At 46.6% G+C, this 16,684-nt stretch carries 15 protein-coding genes and 1 riboswitch; of the genes, 5 read left to right on the forward strand and 10 right to left on the reverse strand.

Going from position 1 to position 16,684, the window contains the following annotated elements; all coding sequences use genetic code 11:
• Window positions 1-99: 99 nt before the first annotated feature.
• The gene (locus tag A1OO_RS18145; RefSeq protein WP_017003983.1) at window positions 100-435 is read right to left on the reverse strand and encodes a hypothetical protein; all 336 of its coding nucleotides are present in this window, start codon (window positions 433-435) and stop codon (window positions 100-102) included.
• A gap of 482 nt (window positions 436-917) precedes the next feature.
• Between A1OO_RS18145 and A1OO_RS18150 the strand changes: the two genes are divergently transcribed.
• A complete protein-coding gene (locus A1OO_RS18150) occupies window positions 918-2,201 on the forward strand; it encodes a DASH family cryptochrome (protein WP_016958227.1) in 1,284 nt (427 codons plus the stop codon).
• Window positions 2,202-2,314: 113 nt separating this feature from the next.
• Here A1OO_RS18150 and A1OO_RS18155 read toward each other — a convergent pair whose 3' ends face one another.
• A complete protein-coding gene (locus A1OO_RS18155; RefSeq protein WP_016958228.1) occupies window positions 2,315-2,908 on the reverse strand; it encodes a lipase family alpha/beta hydrolase in 594 nt (197 codons plus the stop codon).
• A gap of 158 nt (window positions 2,909-3,066) precedes the next feature.
• Here A1OO_RS18155 and A1OO_RS18160 point away from each other — a divergent pair, with 158 nt between their 5' ends.
• Window positions 3,067-3,408 carry a hypothetical protein gene (locus A1OO_RS18160; protein ID WP_016958229.1) on the forward strand — a complete coding sequence of 114 codons (342 nt, stop codon included), beginning with the start codon at window positions 3,067-3,069 and terminating at the stop codon, window positions 3,406-3,408.
• A gap of 115 nt (window positions 3,409-3,523) precedes the next feature.
• On the opposite strand, the gene A1OO_RS18165 is transcribed toward A1OO_RS18160, so the two are convergent.
• Entirely contained in the window at window positions 3,524-4,840 is a 1,317-nt protein-coding gene (locus tag A1OO_RS18165; RefSeq protein WP_016958230.1) for a YjiH family protein, read from the reverse strand.
• Window positions 4,841-5,188: 348 nt separating this feature from the next.
• The gene (locus A1OO_RS18170) at window positions 5,189-5,977 is read right to left on the reverse strand and encodes a hypothetical protein (RefSeq protein ID WP_017003984.1); all 789 of its coding nucleotides are present in this window, start codon (window positions 5,975-5,977) and stop codon (window positions 5,189-5,191) included.
• 313 nt (window positions 5,978-6,290) lie between these two features.
• Between A1OO_RS18170 and A1OO_RS18175 the strand changes: the two genes are divergently transcribed.
• The gene (locus A1OO_RS18175; RefSeq protein ID WP_017003985.1) at window positions 6,291-6,611 is read left to right on the forward strand and encodes an HI1450 family dsDNA-mimic protein; all 321 of its coding nucleotides are present in this window, start codon (window positions 6,291-6,293) and stop codon (window positions 6,609-6,611) included.
• A 110-nt stretch (window positions 6,612-6,721) separates the two neighbouring features.
• Here the strand turns inward: A1OO_RS18175 and napC are convergent, their stop codons facing one another.
• The 5 genes from napC to napF form a co-directional block, all read right to left on the reverse strand.
• On the reverse strand, window positions 6,722-7,333 hold the full coding sequence (napC, locus tag A1OO_RS18180) for a cytochrome c-type protein NapC (RefSeq protein ID WP_016958233.1): 612 nt from the start codon (window positions 7,331-7,333) through the stop codon (window positions 6,722-6,724).
• Window positions 7,334-7,344: 11 nt separating this feature from the next.
• Window positions 7,345-7,779 (reverse strand): nitrate reductase cytochrome c-type subunit, encoded by a 435-nt coding sequence (locus A1OO_RS18185; RefSeq protein WP_017003986.1) that lies wholly within the window; start codon window positions 7,777-7,779, stop codon window positions 7,345-7,347.
• A 100-nt stretch (window positions 7,780-7,879) separates the two neighbouring features.
• Window positions 7,880-10,366, reverse strand: a complete 2,487-nt coding sequence (napA, locus tag A1OO_RS18190) for a nitrate reductase catalytic subunit NapA (protein ID WP_017003987.1) — start codon at window positions 10,364-10,366, stop codon at window positions 7,880-7,882.
• The gene (locus A1OO_RS18195; protein WP_016958236.1) at window positions 10,363-10,638 is read right to left on the reverse strand and encodes a chaperone NapD; all 276 of its coding nucleotides are present in this window, start codon (window positions 10,636-10,638) and stop codon (window positions 10,363-10,365) included. Before A1OO_RS18195 ends, napA begins: the two co-directional genes overlap by 4 nt.
• Window positions 10,635-11,114, reverse strand: a complete 480-nt coding sequence (gene napF / locus A1OO_RS18200) for a ferredoxin-type protein NapF (protein WP_016958237.1) — start codon at window positions 11,112-11,114, stop codon at window positions 10,635-10,637. Before napF ends, A1OO_RS18195 begins: the two co-directional genes overlap by 4 nt.
• A gap of 187 nt (window positions 11,115-11,301) precedes the next feature.
• On the opposite strand from napF, the gene narQ reads away from it, so the two are divergent.
• Together narQ and A1OO_RS18210 are read left to right on the forward strand one after the other, a co-directional pair.
• Window positions 11,302-13,005: a nitrate/nitrite two-component system sensor histidine kinase NarQ gene (gene narQ, locus A1OO_RS18205; RefSeq protein ID WP_016958238.1), complete on the forward strand. Its 1,704-nt coding sequence runs from the start codon at window positions 11,302-11,304 to the stop codon at window positions 13,003-13,005.
• A gap of 12 nt (window positions 13,006-13,017) precedes the next feature.
• On the forward strand, window positions 13,018-13,647 hold the full coding sequence (locus tag A1OO_RS18210; RefSeq protein ID WP_016958239.1) for a response regulator: 630 nt from the start codon (window positions 13,018-13,020) through the stop codon (window positions 13,645-13,647).
• Between the two features lie 128 nt (window positions 13,648-13,775).
• On the opposite strand, the gene A1OO_RS18215 is transcribed toward A1OO_RS18210, so the two are convergent.
• Window positions 13,776-16,454: a DUF4114 domain-containing protein gene (locus A1OO_RS18215; protein WP_017003988.1), complete on the reverse strand. Its 2,679-nt coding sequence runs from the start codon at window positions 16,452-16,454 to the stop codon at window positions 13,776-13,778.
• Between the two features lie 31 nt (window positions 16,455-16,485).
• A riboswitch (cyclic di-GMP riboswitch) is annotated at window positions 16,486-16,575 on the reverse strand.
• Between the last annotated feature and the right edge of the window lie 109 nt (window positions 16,576-16,684).

Below are 16,684 nucleotides of genomic sequence, written 5' to 3' on the forward strand. Positions count from 1 at the left end.
ACATCAACATGAAAAATGGGCTGAAAAGCCCTTTTTTCTTGCATCAAATTGTGTTGAGAAGCGCCAACCAGAGAGATGCTGTGCTCTTCATCAACCCCACTAATGGAAAGTAATGGGATCAATGGTTCCTTGGTTAGTGGGCAATGCCAGCAAGAGCCAAAAATCAATATCAGTTTCCGTACACCTTTCCGCTGATACTCGAATCACTCCCTTGCAGCGTTTACCTCCAGGCTGTTCCAATTCTGCCCCTGGCAACCTTAGTGCTTCTTTTAGACACTCTTCGCCCACAACGAACTGCAAACCATTGCTATCAACAATGCTAAATAGCCTGCCATGTTGGTAGAAATAGACGCGTTGGTTGTCAATTTCTTCACGGATACCCGAAATCCCCAACAGTGCTTTTCTTACTGAGTCTGATATTTGTTTGTCGCTCACGGTCTTCTCTCTATGACGCTCATTTCTCAACCAATAGTAGAGAAACCAACGTCACAGATAAGCCCTTGACGAGTACATTGAGTCAAAAACCGTAAAAAAGGCTGACACTCCGCCTACACAAGACTTATGCATGAACTCATATTTATTCACCTTGGCAGGGCAAAGGTAGTAATAGGAAGTATTAAGCAGGTTCATTTACATAAATTTTCATTCAATTCGTCAGTCTTGTGAACGCTTTTTTGGCGGGCTATCTGTCATCAAGTTGATCTCGTACACATTTCATTTCCTGCCACGCTTGATTTTACTCATGCTGCGCTACGCTTTATGGATGAGACGGTTTTCTCACAACCATGGACTGTCTATGTCAATTTGACCTTTCACCTACACATGGTGCGTACCACTCTATATAGGAGGTGTATCAGCAAACCGAAAATCACGCCAAACTTGTTCGCGAAACATCATCGTTTTTAAGGAGAGACGACATGAAAGGGCTCATTTGGTTTAGAAATGATTTAAGACTGGCAGACAATCCCGCATTAGTTGCACTCTCCCGGCGCTGTACTCATGCCCTCATGGTTTATGTCATAGACCCCGCATGGTTAAAACCCACGCGTCATCAATCTCGACATCTTGGTCGATTCAGAGAAGAGTTTTTGTACCAATCACTGCGAGCGTTAGAAAGAGAACTCAAAAAACGAAAACAACGCCTCGTGGTTAAAGTGGGCAACCCTTTGGAAATCATTCCCGCCTTGTGTAAACAACACCAAATTAACTATGTTGCCATGACTGACCACCCCGGTGTCTATGAAAGACAACAAGTCGCCTATCTCGAACGTGTCTTGCCGTGTGAAGTGAGCGTAAGCGAGAGCTTCACCCTTTTTCTTCGTAACCAATTACCGTTTGAGCAATCAACATTCCCTCAGAGCTTCACCCAGTTCCGCAAGCATATTGAGCAGCAGAACACGCTACCCTGCATACCTATAAGCACACCGGATTCTTTACCTGCGGCCATTCAAGAGCGTCGCGACATATGGGGAGGGCAAGAATTTGTTTATGACCTGACGCCTTACCACGGCGGCGAGGATTCCGCGCTTGTGCAACTCAATCAGTTTTTTTGGAAGTCACAGGGGCTAAAAAATTATAAGAAAACACGAAATGGCTTTGATGGCTGGCAATTTTCTTCTCGGTTGTCGGCTTGGCTTGCGAATGGGTCTATTTCTGCTCGCATGGTCGTCGCAGAACTCGACAATTATGAATATCGTCATGGCAAAGATGAATCATCGCAGTCCATGTTTGCGGAACTGCTTTGGCGAGAGTATTTCCAATGGATGATGCACTATCATGGCGCGCGTATGTTCGCCTTTGATGGTATTAAGAAAAAACGCCCGCTCACTTCGTTTTATTGCGAGAAATTCAAAGCATGGGAGCAAGGCACCACCGAATATCCTATCGTGAACGCCTGTATGAGGCAGCTCAACCAAACCGGTTATATGTCAAACCGAGGCCGACAAATTGTGGCGAGTTGTTTAGTAAATGAGTTGGGCGTTGATTGGCGATTTGGCGCAGCCTACTTCGAGCAGCAGCTTATTGATTTCGATGTGGCTGCCAACTATGGGAACTGGCAATACTTAGCAGGTGTGGGCGCAGACCCACGCGGTCAACGTCATTTTAATCTGGAGAAACAAGCAAAGGAATACGATCCTGACGGCTCATTTGTGGCGAGATGGGCGCAAGCTTCGCCATCCGAGAGCCTACTCAAATTTTAGGCCGTGCGATCTATTCTTTGTATATGATGCCGATGACTTGAATAAGAAGAGTCCGATCAACTTATCGAACGCAACACAACAACAAAAGACCCGCTTAACACAACCTAAGCGGGTCACTTCAAAATTTCAATCACCCTATCACTCACTCGTTTAGCAAAAATCAAAGAGGTATGGGTGAGCGGATACACTTCATGACTCGTCATTCCATCAATCATCGTTTCTTCTAACAACACAGTACCGTCTGACTTCTGACCACGCAGCAAAACCGATGCGGGTCCAATCGCCAAATCACCTGCGATGCTGTAAAGCGCGGCCGCCGAAGACCAACGAGGCGTTTCATCTGGCATCAAGTATTGAGCCGCGCGTTGGAACATCACATCCCCCACCCCATGTTTTTCAAAAAATGCCGCCACTTGGGACCCCTTGTGCGGCGTTCCCAAAGTGATGACTGTTTTCACATGGTGGCTCATTGGGCTGTCGACGTCTAAGTAGGTTTTGGCCATGACCCCGCCCATAGAATGAGCAACAATAGCGGTGTCTTCACCATCAATGAACTCATCCATCGCAGTGAACATCTGCGCCAGATCAGGCTTGATGGTTTTATAACTCAAGTTGAAGACTTGATGCCCCGACTCAGTTAATCGCTTTGCCAAAACAAGCATGGTGACACCATGCATATACAGCCCATGTAATAGAATGATTTTCATAATGTTTAATCACACCTCTGCCTGTCGAGTCTAATAGTCACATCATAAACCATCTCTGAGTTGCGAAGATGAGACGCGTTCATCAGTGATCCGATAAGTATTTTTAGAGTGACATTTATTTTCGCACGTTACGTTAACCTCTCTAAGGAGAACGATGAATGAAAACGCATAACCTACTGCTGGTTTCCTCTATTGCTTTTGCCCTCCCTTTTTACGCGACTGCTGATGAGACCGCAGGACAAAAAGCAGAAATCGTGGAGCAAGCGCGAGTTCAAGAACTCGAAAACCTTGGAAAAGAAGCAGAGGCTGAATCAGCAGTATTGATGCAAGACGCTGAACAGAAGATGGATGGCATGGAAAAGTCGGCGAAAAAACAAGCGTCAGTCGATGAAAGTGAAGCGGTTAAGGACTCAGAAGCACAAACAGATGCGGCAAAAAAAGCATTAGTGGCCGATAAAAGCACACTAGACGCTGATATAAAAGAGAAAACGACCAACTAGCTTTTCGCCCAGTTACGTCAGGAAAGAACGAGGAACGAGTAAATGACACAAAAAAATAGCGACCATCTGGTCGCTATTTTTCAATGCAAACATCTGAACTTAGGCATCTGAGCGTTTAGAAAACCAAATGCGCCACACCGGCAATAACAGGCAGTGTTACTAGCGTACGCAGGATGAATATCATCACCAGTTCCCACACTTTAACGGGGATCTTGCTACCCAGAAGCAATGCGCCCACTTCCGACATGTAAATCAATTGAGTGACAGACAGCGTAGCAACCACAAAGCGCGTCATTTCATTATCAATGTTTGCTGCCAGTACCGCAGGGATAAACATGTCCGCAATGCCCACCAGCATCGTTTCTGAGGCGGCAACCGCTTCTGGAATTTGCAGAAGCTCAAGCAAAGGCACAAATGGCATACCTAAAATGGTAAACACTGGCGTGTATTCCGCGATAATCAGCGCCGAAGTACCAATCGCCATCACAACAGGTAAAACACCGAATACCATGTCAGCTGCGTTTTCTAGGCCTTCTTTCAGAACATCAGTCAATGAGCGAATATGCGATGCGCGGTTAACTGCAGATTTAACGCCGTAAGAAAATAAGGTCTCGCCTTCTGGCAGCGCTTCATGCTCAAGCCCTTTTTCTTCACCGTTGATCAGCGTGTTCTTTTTCCAGCACAGCGGCGGAAGGCGCGGCACAACAATAGCGGCAACGAAACCTGCAAGACACACTGTGGCATAGAAAGGCACAAACATGTGCTCCAAGCCAACCTGCGCAATAACCACCAAACTAAAACTGATTGAAACAACAGAGAAGGTGGTACCCACAACCGCCGCTTCACGCTCGGTGTAGTAGCCTTGCTCATATTGTTTACTCGACATCAAAATCGCGACACTACCGTCACCCAGCCAAGAGCTTGCACAATCAACCGCTGAACGTCCAGGCAGACCAAACAATGGACGCATAATACGTGTCATGAAAGTACCAATCAGTTCCAGTAAGCCAAAGTTAGTCAGCAACGGCAGGAACAGGCCTGCGAATACAAACACAGATAACAGTGTTGGCAGCAGATCGCCCAACACAAATCCACCTGTTGCGCCGCCCGTAACGTGTTCAGGGCCAATACCAAAGTAAGCCATCAAGACAAACGTCGCGCCCAGCAAACGCACAACCAGCCAAACAGGAGTAGACAAAAATAGGCCAGATAAGAATTTTGACTCAGTGATAAAGCGTGGCTTGGTCGCCACTGCCAACACGGAACCTAATGCGCTCACGACGATAATAGACGTCACCACGATTGGCGCACTTTGACCCAGTAAGCCAAGCAGTGTTTTAGCCAATACTGCGATAGGAATGGTGAAGCCACCATTAATCATCACTGGCGTCATAAACAAAAGCACGCCAAGCAGCGAGGGAATAAGGAACATCAACACGTTCCGTGTCGACGATGATGTTGTCGGTAAATCTTGAGTTTTCTGCATGGCAATACTTCCTGAGCGATGCGTTGAACGAAATATATATTCACAATATGTGACTAATTGAGCGCAAGATTAATTTAACTCTTTGCGCATGTAAACCATAAATAGTCACTTATTTTGAATAATTCGCACAAGGCAATGCAAATGACCAAGACGAAGGCCGATGTTGTTTATTTTTAACTCATTAATTGTTAAAAAACTGTAACATTGACTATCCTGCTGGAGAGTAATATCAAGGAGTTATACCGGTTAAAATGAACACAATGCCGAATTATTTGAAATCACGCCAATGAATAATTATCCAATTTTTCGGTCGATACTGGCGTATTCAGACTGCACCCATTGGCCAAAACTGTCCATCAAGGCAACAACAGCACGTTTCTTAACGGGTTTTCGTTCAATCAAGTAGAAAAGCCGCTCCATTTCTACCGATTTATCTGGGTAGTGCTTATTAAAATACTCAGCGCAGATATTAAGATCTTGCTCCCAGCGGTTTTCCTTATAAGCAACCAGTCCGAAAGCCGCTCTTATTAGTCGTTTGGCGGCATCCTCTGAAGCATCAAGCTGCGCTCCCCACTTGGTCGCTACCGCAATCTTCTTGCGAAGCTCTTTTAGCTTAACGCCAAGATCTTCATTCATCGCTTTCGACACTTCCCAACTCACTTCAAAGTGACCAAAGCTATCTGCAAGATTGTCACCGCTGATACAAAGTGCGCAATGTTTGATGAAGAAACCCCAACGGAAGATATTGGCGAGCGTTGTCACTTCTTTGAACGGCACGACATCAAATTCGACACGCTTTACCGCGTCACTTGATTGCTCCAAACGCCAGCGGACGGTATTAAGCGACGTGAACTCTTGCACGTTCAAGGCGCGTGTCGTCACGAGTGTCAGTGAAAGATCCGCTCTCTCACCAGCACAACGCTGCGCGACATCGCCCGTCAAATAAAGACTATGAAGCGTATCACCCAGCACTCCACGGATTTGACGCACTGATGCAGCAATGGGCTCTACATACTCAGTTTGCAGGGGAGCATTCCGATCTATTTCAGCCAACAATCCGCTGCGGGGTTTCGCCTTATACAAACCAGTACCTTTCCTTATTTATCTGAACATTTACCAGACACGTAAACGACAATTTAAAGTGGGTATTTTAAAGCGAGTTTTCACGCTTCGCACCTTGAAACATAGCCAGTTTCAGCACTAATTTCCCGCAAAAACGAGATGTTAGCTCACGAAATAGACGATATTTATCATGTCCCGACTAGAAACTATATTTGGACCTCACTGAGATATCGCCATTCGACCTCAGAAGGCAGGATTCAGCGTCGCTCATCACGTTCAATTTAAGGTAGCTTGGGTATATAATGCCGCCTGTTTATACCAACCAGGAATCACCATGGACGCTTCCCTACTTTCTATCGACGAAACGCTAGAAACTGCCTTTGAGATTTTTTATGAAATGGCTGAAGACAACCTAGATTATGACGATCTTCTCGCCTATCAAGCACGTTTCGACGAAGATGGCGCAGCCATTGCGGTCGAAGCCAGCGCAGATTGGGAAGAACACGTCGGGTTTGACGTTGATCGCGATACTTTTGTCGAAGTTCGCATTGGTTTAGCCAATGAAGACGAATTGAATGATGTGCTGGTTCGCATGTTGGTGAGTCGCGACACAGAGCAGAAATTCTGTCACTTACTCTGGAAGCGCGCAGCCTAACTAAGACCAAAAGAAGAAGGCCAGCATAACGCTGGCCTTCTTGTCTTTATACGCATTTTCTTTATGCCTAAACGTCACGTATCACCGCAACACATGGGCACAAAACTGATTTAGTTACCTGAGGCTGAGAATTTGAATTCTTTACCTGCATCATGATTACGCGGTAACTTATGCGCAATCCCTTTGTGGCAATCAATACACGTCTGTCCTGCTTCTTCAGCTCTATCATGCACTTTGGCTGCTACTGATTTTTGCGCGCTAAAATCCATAAATTCAAAGTTATGGCAGTTTCGGCATTCTTGTGAGTTATTAGCCTCCATGCGATTCCACTCACGTGTCGCCATTTCCAAACGGTGGTCTTCAAATTTCTGTGGCGTCGACACAATGCCAAACGCTTTGGCATAGAGCTCTTTACTTGCCTGAATTTTGCGAATCATTTTCGGCCCCCATTCTTTTGGCACATGACAATCTGGGCATGTTGCCCTCACGCCACTGCGGTTGCTGTAGTGAATGGTGCCCACGTATTCTTGATACACGTTCTCTTGCATTTCATGACAACCAATACAGAACTCTTCTCGGTTGGTCATCTCCATGCCCGTGTTAAAACCACCCCAGAACACTATGCCTGCAACAAAGCCCAAAATGAGAACAGTGCCAATAGCAAAATGGCTGGGTGTTCGAAACCATTTCCACGCTTTAGTGATAAATCCCGGTAATTTCATCCCGACTCCCCCTACTGTCCAAATTTGCCAGCAGGAACAAACTCGTTCTCTACCAACACTTCCGTTTGCACCTGAGGAACATGGCACTGTAGACAGAAATAACGACGAGCAGACACTTCTGTCAGCACTTTATTATCTCGGTCCATAAAGTGCGTAGGACTAATACGTGGAGCGCCAGTTTTACGATAAACATCGACATCGTGGCATTGCAGACACGCGTTATTAGACTGATTAACCTGATAGCCATCAACAGCATGGGGCACCATAGGTGGCTGGTTCACATAGTTAAGCGCAAAGCGATCCTGATTTTTTGGAACGGTTTTAATGTTTGGCACCTCGTTATTAGCACCAATCTCTTGATCGCCTCTTAAAGAGGTGACCTGCGCGACTGCCATTGTGCTGATCAGCGCGGCAAGTAACAGCGTAAACGTGATTTTCTTTTTCATGCTCGGATCCTTTCGGAATCAAATCATTCTGCTAATGCATGTTGCTGTATTCCTATCAGCAACATGCACAGTTATTGGGTGTTTCACACTGGCTGCGGGATCAAACCTTGACGATCTTGACCGCACATTTTTTATAATCCGTTTCTTTCGAAAGCGGATCCGTCGCATCCAGTGTTAGCTTATTAACCAGTTGTCCTGCATCGAAAAATGGCATAAACACCAATCCTTCTGGCACACGGTTACGTCCACGCGTTTCAACGTGTGTGGCAACTTCACCACGACGTGAGATCACTTTCACCGCATCGCCTCTACGTAGCCCTCGTTTCTTGGCATCCAGTGGGTGCATGAAGACAACCGCATCAGGGAACGCCTTGTAAAGCTCTGGCACGCGTCGTGTCATCGTACCGGTATGCCAATGTTCCAATACGCGGCCAGTCGACAACCACAGGTCATAATCTGCATCAGGTTCTTCTGCCGCTGGTTCATATGGCAACGCAAAAATAACGGCTTTTTTATCAGGCTTACCGTAGAACGCAAAACCTTCACCCGCTTTCACATACGGGTCGTGCCCTTCTGCGTAGCGCCACAACGTTTCTTTGCCATCAACCACAGGCCAGCGCAAACCGCGCTCTTTGTGGTAAACCTCAAAGGGTGCGAGGTCATGGGCTTTGCCGCGACCAAATGCCGCATATTCTTCAAACAAGCCTTTCTGGATATAGAATCCCGCATCGCGAGCGTCATCATTCAGGCGGTCTGCTGGAATTTCATCCAACCCATATTGGTTGACTTGCCCATTCGCAAACAAAATGTCGTACAAGGTTTTGTCTTGAAAATCAGGTTGTTTGGCAATCAAATCTGCAGGCCAAACATCAGCAACCTTGATGCGCTTAGAAAGCTCAACCAATTGCCACAAATCAGACTTTGCTTCGCCTGGCGCTTTCACTTGTTGATACCAAAACTGAGTACGGCGTTCGGCGTTACCGTAAGCGCCCTCTTTCTCTACCCACATCGCTGTTGGCAGAATCAAATCAGACGCCATGGCGGTGACGGTTGGATAAGGGTCAGACGTAATGATGAAATTGCGTGGGTCGCGATAACCCGGCAAACGCTCTTCATTGATATTTGGGCCTGCCTGCATGTTGTTGTTACACATCACCCAGTACACGTTGAGCTTGCCGTCTTTCAACATGCGATCTTGCAGCACGGCGTGATATCCGGGTTTTGGTGGGATCGTGCCTTCCGGCAGTTTCCATTTTGCTTCTGCAAATGCACGGTGCTTGGGATTATTCACTACCATGTCAGCAGGCAGACGGTGAGAGAACGTACCCACTTCACGCGCTGTTCCACACGCAGAAGGCTGGCCTGTCAGCGAGAATGGGCCACAACCTGGCTTAGAAATCTTACCCGTCAGAAGATGAATGTTGTAGCAAAGGTTGTTCGCCCACACGCCACGTGTGTGCTGGTTAAAGCCCATCGTCCAATAAGACACTACGTTTACTTTCGGGTCGGCATAAAGCTCTGCGAGTGCAATCAGTTGGTCTTCGGGCACACCTGACAGCTTGGACACAGATTCAACGTCGTAATCAGCGACAAATTTGGCAAACGCATCGAAGTCGATCGGATCTGACGCGCCACTGCCAGCATTTTTTGCGTTCTGTTCAAGCGGATTGGTCGGGCGAAGGCCATAACCAATATCTGTTGCACCTTGGCGGAAGTTAACGTGTTTCGCGACAAAGTCTTTATCGACTTTGTCGTTTTGAATGATGTAGTTGGCAATGTAGTTAAGAATGGCCAAGTCAGTTTGTGGTGTGAAAATCATGCCATTGTCAGCGAGCTCAAAGCTGCGGTGCTCATAGGTGGAGAGCACTGCAACTTTGACATGATTCGCGGATAAACGACGATCAGCTAAGCGAGACCAAAGGATTGGGTGCATCTCTGCCATGTTAGAGCCCCACAGCACAAACGCATCGGCTTGTTCTATGTCGTCATAACAACCCATTGGTTCATCCATACCGAAGGTACGCATGAAGCCAACAACCGCCGATGCCATACAGTGACGGGCATTCGGGTCAATGTTGTTTGTCAAGAAACCTGCTTTCATCAGTTTTGACGCTGCATAGCCTTCCCACACGGTCCACTGGCCAGAACCAAACATACCGACAGTTGTTGGGCCATTTGTCTGAATCGCTGTAGTGAATTTCTCAGCCATTAAATCCAGTGCTTCATCCCAACTGACTGGGGTGAACTCACCTTCTTTGTCATACACGCCGTTCTTTTTGCGTAATAAAGGTTGAGTGAGGCGATCTTTGCCGTACATTATTTTCGGCAAGAAGTACCCTTTCACGCAGCTTAGACCGCGGTTTACCGGCGCTTCTGGATCACCTTGTGAGGCGACGATGCGCCCGTTTTGGGTCCCCAAAAGAATGCCACAGCCTGTACCACAAAAGCGGCACGGTGCTTTATCCCATTTAACTTGCTCATCATTTCCCGCCGCATGGGCAACAGAAACGGGAATCGTGATGCCCGCGGCGGTAGCAGCAGCTGCGGCTGCGTTCGCTTTAAGAAATTTCCTGCGTGTCAGTGTCATTGCCCGACTCCTTCAATTTTGTTTTCAGTCGATTCATTCTCAACCTGATGAAAAACTAACGTTGCTGCAAGGACCCCCGGCAACGCTTTAATTTGTTCGAAAATGTCTAACAGTGCGCCGCGACTTTCCCCTTCCACCACCACGACCAATTTCCCAATCTCATTCATGGCAGGCACTTCAGTGCCCGGCAGTGCCTCAATGCGTACTTTTACTTGTTCTGTTTGATCTGCTGCTGCGTGCACAACAAGGCTAGTAACGTGATATTCATTCATGGGTGTTGCTCCATGGAGATGGCATTGACTGGACATGGCGCAATACATGCACCACACCCGCTACAGTCGCTAATTTGAATCTCGGGTTGTGCAACACTTCCCAATCGATGTTGAAAACGAATTGCTCGGGTATCACATGCATCGCTGCAACTGCGACATTCAATATTCTGTTTGGCTAAGCAGCTGTCTTTAATCGAGACGACTTGCTTCCAAGGGAGGTGTGTTTCAGGAAGAAATAACGGTTCGGGGCAATGCTGTGCACATTCATAACAAAACGTGCATTCTCCTTTATTGAAGTCTATCGAAGGGAAGCCACCATCACCGGCGACAATGATATTTTCTTCGCATGCGCGCTGGCATTCTCCACATCGCGTACAATGCTCGGTAAACAGCTCGCTGTCACTTATCCAAGGTAATGGCTGTTGCTGGGAACTCTGAGCGCTTCGTAAAAAGAAGCGACGACGTTGGTCTACCATTTTAACCTTCAACCTATAACACGTGTAATTTCAATATTTCACGTCTTTCTGATGTCACGTTAGAGATAATTAGGAATAGGTTATATACCCCTAAAGGGGTATATAGAGGGGTCTATTGCGCTAGATCAATTTTCGCTCATGGCACGCGTCACATTATTAAACCATCACGGTCAGACTCTGAAATTTTATGGCTAACGAAATAACGGAAATAACAGTTAAACAATCGGTTACTACCATCGTGGCACGATCTCTGATCGCCATGCTTTTGCTGGCGGTGATGATCACGGGTTTCTCCATTATCTCTCTTGCTTCGAGCCTCAATGACGCCGCGGCCATCAACACTTCTGGCTCACTGCGAATGCAAAGTTATCGCATTGCGTATGACATTGTCCGTGATTCCCCTCGCTTACCTGAACACATTGAATCCTTTGAACAATCAATACTTTCCCCTGAGCTTCAACTCATTGATAATATTGCGGTTCCTCAGGAAATACGAGATCGTTACAACGCATTAATTTCGCGCTGGCTACTTCTTCGACCTGAGCTTCAAGGCCCAGACCGAGCGTTTTACCTTGAGCAAGTAGGATTATTCGTCAACGACATTGATCAGTTCGTCTTTACGCTTCAGCAGCACTCTGAAAATAAGCTTCAAGTGTTGGCTCTGGTTGGCAGTATTGGGTTGGGCGTGATCTTAGCCTTGGTGCTGTTTTTAATTCAGTACACACAACGACGCATCGTCCAGCCATTGAACATGCTAGTAACGGCGAGCCAGCGAATTCAGAATGGAATTTTTGACGTCGCACTACCACCAACAAGAAACAATGAACTTGGTGTGCTATCAAAAAGTTTTGCCATCATGGCGAGTGAACTCAAAGAACTCTATGCCAATCTTGAATTCAGAATTGAGTCAAAAACTCACAAATTAACCAAAGCCAATCGTTCACTGAACGTACTTTATGATTGCTCAACCCAGCTTTCATCGAGTCTTTTGACACGACAAAGCTTCGAAAATATTCTCGATATCTCAATGCAAGCCGATGGCATCTCGGCATTGACACTTACCGTGACAAGCCCCAATCAATCAGAATGGCAAATACGTGCAGGAAAGGCAGACGACCAACATTGGCACTCCCTGCCTTTGCGTTTGGACGACGAAGCGCTTGGAACATTAATGTGGCAAGGTAAAGATGACGTTGTTGATTCGGTGCTTCTCGAGAATATTGCATCCATTCTCGCGCGCGGTGTGCATTACAATCATGCGCAAAAGCAAGCAATGCATTTGGCGGTGATGGAAGAGCGTGCGACATTGGCGCGCGAACTTCACGATTCCATTGCTCAATCGCTTTCTTACCTTAAAATTCAGACCAGTTTACTCAAGCGGCATTTACAACGATCCGATGCAAAAGAATGCGAATCCATTGCCGAAGAGATCGGCGAGCAACTGCGCATTGCTTATGATCAATTACGAGAACTACTCAATGCGTTTCGATTATCGTTGTCACACAGTGATTTTGGCTTAGCGCTAAACGAAATGGTGGTGGCGTTGAAAGGTCAAACAAGCGCGGAAATCACAATGTCATCGACATTGGACACACTTTCCATGGACGTGCAGCACCAAATGCACCTTCTGCAGATTATTCGCGAGGCTTGTATTAACGCAATTAAACATGCCGACGCCAGTACGATCTCGATTCGCTGTCATCAACACGACAACCATGCTTATGTCGAAATCAAGGATGATGGTATAGGCTTTTGCCCTACTGATGAAAAACCCAATCACTATGGTCTCAACATCATGCAAGAGCGCTCTAAAATGCTAGGGGGTAACATCCAAATCCTTTCGGCGACTTCACAAGGTTGCCGTGTTGTACTGACATTTGACTTCGCCTAGGAGATTGTTCTTATGAATACATGGAATGTACTGCTTGTTGATGACCACCCACTGATGCGAAAGGGTATATCACAACTGTTAAAGTTTGAGCCTGAGTTCAATACAGTGTCTGAAGCAAGCAATGGAACAGATGCCATCGCAGAAGTCTCTCGATCAAAGCCCGACTTAATTGTTCTCGACCTCAACATGAAAGGCCTGTCTGGATTGGATACTCTGAAAGCCCTCCGGTATGAAGGCTGCACAGCAACCATCGTAATACTGACAGTATCTGATAGCCCTAATGATATTCATGCCATTATCCAAGCTGGGGCTGATGGATATTTGCTGAAAGACAGCGAACCGGAAGAATTGATTGAAAAACTGAAAGTTGCCATGACGGGGAAAAAAGCGTTCAGCAAGGAGGTAGAAGCCAACCTCGCTAATAACGAAAAAAACGCTTCCCCGCTCACCCATCTGACTGAGCGAGAGTTACAAATACTGCAACAAGTCGCCAAAGGGCTTCGTAACAAACAGATCGCTGAGAGCCTATACATTTCAGAGGCAACAGTAAAAGTTCACCTCAAAAACCTACTAAAAAAACTCAACGTTGATTCTCGTGTTGCCGCCACCGTGCTGTATTTGGAAAACGAGACAATGGATTGAGTCGCTGCTCAGATATAAACAGCGTTGATACACAGCACCGTGTTGCGCGATCAAAAAAAGGGAGGAACACTTTGTTCCTCCCTTTTTATTATGTCGCTTGTTGACAAGCAGTCTTCTCAGTTAAACAGCTAGAAAATATCAACACCATTTAGCGTCACATCTTCTGCGTCAGTCCAAACTGTGATGGTGCGATCAAGATTATCGTGTGTGAAGACATACGCATTCAACTCTCCAACCTGTGCATTACTCAACCCTAGAATGCTGATCATCTCGGCTGAGATTGGCGCATTCACTGTACCACTCGCGTCATAGCTCCAAGGCGTACCATTGAGGTTAAAGCTGTCATCACCGGCACCAAGGTGCGCGATGAAACCATCCCAATCGTCTGGTGTACCCAAGTCTTCACCAAATGGTGCGTCAGATTGAGACCAGATTTCATTTGGGTTGATAGTGATAACTTGATCACCTTCGTCACCAATGACTGCTTCAATTTGTGCCATCACGTTACCCGTGATCGACGAGTCAGACTGGTAGGAAACACCGGTAAAATCGACATTTGCATCGCCATTAACCAGCATTTGGTCAAAACCATTGTCCGCGTTGTACATGGATTTGTTAACGACTCTGCCTGCAGAATTCGTGACACTCAGGCCAACAAAGTCATCTTCACCGAAGATAAAGACATCGTCACCCGCACTACCACGGTATTCATCAACACCTGTACCACCATCAATTTTCACATCGCTGCCAGGGCCGCCATCCAAGTAATCGTCGCCTGCACCGCCATAAAGTTCATCTTTACCAACACCACCAAAGATTCGGTCGTTACCTTCACCACCTTCGATGATATCGTCGCCTTTTTGGCCAAACAGAACATCGTCACCCACACCCCCCATGATGTGGTCATTGTCATCGCCACCATAAATGGTGTCGTTGCCTTCTTCACCATAAATCGTATCAGCATCACTTTCTTCAACGACCTGCGTTGCGTTCACTTTCATCACAACGTCGTTAAAGTCTTTGTCGCCAAGGCACCACAGATCTTCCCAGCAAGAGTTTTCACCAGAATTGATTTCATGATCTAGGCGGTCACCGTTTTTACCGGTTTCAGACACATAACCACCTGCGGTCAGGCCACCTTGACCAAACACAGGGCTACCGCTGGCAAAGCTCAGCGTAATTTCACCCTCGTTGAAGCCTTTTGTGTCGCCATCTGGAATGATGAATAGGCCGATTTTCGCCGCGCCTTCAACATCGATAACTGCTTGCGCCGCACTATCCAACTTGGCGTTGTCAGCCATGACGTATGCCGCCAGCACATTGCCATTTTCGTCCAATACGTAGTAACCAACACTGTTACTGTAAGACGCGCTTGAAGTGATATTAGACAGATCTAACGTAACAGCATCGCCATTACTTACATCCCAATAGCCATCAGCGCCACGGTCGAGATCAAGTGTTTGACGACCAATTTGACCGCCATAGATGACATCATCGCCGGTGCCGCCATGGATCTCATCATCGCCCCACTGACCATAGATGGTGTCATTGCCTGCACCGCCATCTATGAAATCTTCATCGTTAGATATTTGGGTCGTTTCTTCAGAAATGGATGAATAATCAATCTCATTGATATTGCAGTATGAGTTGGGTACCAAAGACAACTGGGTCGACGCTGTGATTTCAGGGCCTTCAAGTTGAAGAAGAAGGTTACCGTTTTCATTAAGGTTGCTGTAGTGATGACCATTGCCATCTAGATCAACGTCGATGATTGCAAACTTGTAGACATTACCTTCGGTATCGCAGTATTTCAGCGTGTAATCGAGGTTAACGGAATACGTATTGCCGTCGATGGTCACTGTTTGCGTCTTGTCGTCGGAATATTCGTTACAGTAGTTGTCGCCATTTAGCTTTCCATCATCATCTTGGAAAGTCACTTTGGTTGAACTACCATCAAACGCGAGTTTGTCTGGGAAACAGAAGGTATGGAACTCACCACCTGAAGGCTTGGTGAAGTCATTACCCATCTGGAATACATTTACACACGGGTCGGCGTTAAAGTTTGGAGACGCAGTATTGCCGTAGATAACATCGTCGCCTTCCCCGCCATACAGCGAATCTTGACCGTTGTCGCCTTCAATGTAGTCATCTCCGCCCTGACCATAGACAGTGTCATCTCCATCACCAGCAGTGATCACATCATCACCACCAACTGTTGGGTCAACTGGCTCAGGTTCAGTGATTGACGAGTAATCTAAGCTACTAATGTTGTGGTAAGAGTTTGGAACAAGAGATAACTGCGTGCTGCCCGTAATTTCTGGGCCATCGACTTGGATCAGCATCTTACCGCTTTCACCAGTTTCTCCCCAATGGTTGCCAGAACCATTGGTATCAACATCAACCACTGCAAAGGTGTAAATGTTGCCAGATGCATCGCAGTATTTCAGGCCGAAATCAACGTTGACGCCATACTCTTGACCGCCAATTTCAACAGTCTGAGATTTGTCATCTGAGTACTCATTGCACGCATCATCGCCATTCAGCTGGGCATCGTCATCGTTGAACGTAGCAGTGGTCGTCGAACCGGTGAAATTAAGCGTTGGGGGGAAGTTTGAGAAATAGTAGAAATCACCACTTGCAGCACTAAAATCGTCACCCAAGATGAACACTGCGCCCGTTGAACCGTTTCCTGAAGAAGATCCTACATCACCATAAATGACATCATCCCCTGCACGGCCTTCAATATAATCATCATCGAGGGTGCCATTAAGTTGATCAACACCGCCTGTACCTATGATATTCGCCATTATTTGTTCCTCTTATTTGCTAACCAAAGCAAGAGGCAGCACAGCCATCTCTTTATCATCAACATCAAAGAGATCCGCAACTTTCCGTCCCTGCTTCACAACAGGTTTGGCCTTTTTCTCCGAATAGTTGTCCTATTGATAGTTTCACGTATGTGAGTATTTAGGTGGGCGCCTACAACATCTCTAACACAAATTCTTAATGCACTTTCTCGATTGCGCCTCAGATACTT

Source organism: Enterovibrio norvegicus FF-33 (assembly GCF_000286835.2).
Classification (GTDB): domain Bacteria; phylum Pseudomonadota; class Gammaproteobacteria; order Enterobacterales; family Vibrionaceae; genus Enterovibrio; species Enterovibrio norvegicus_A.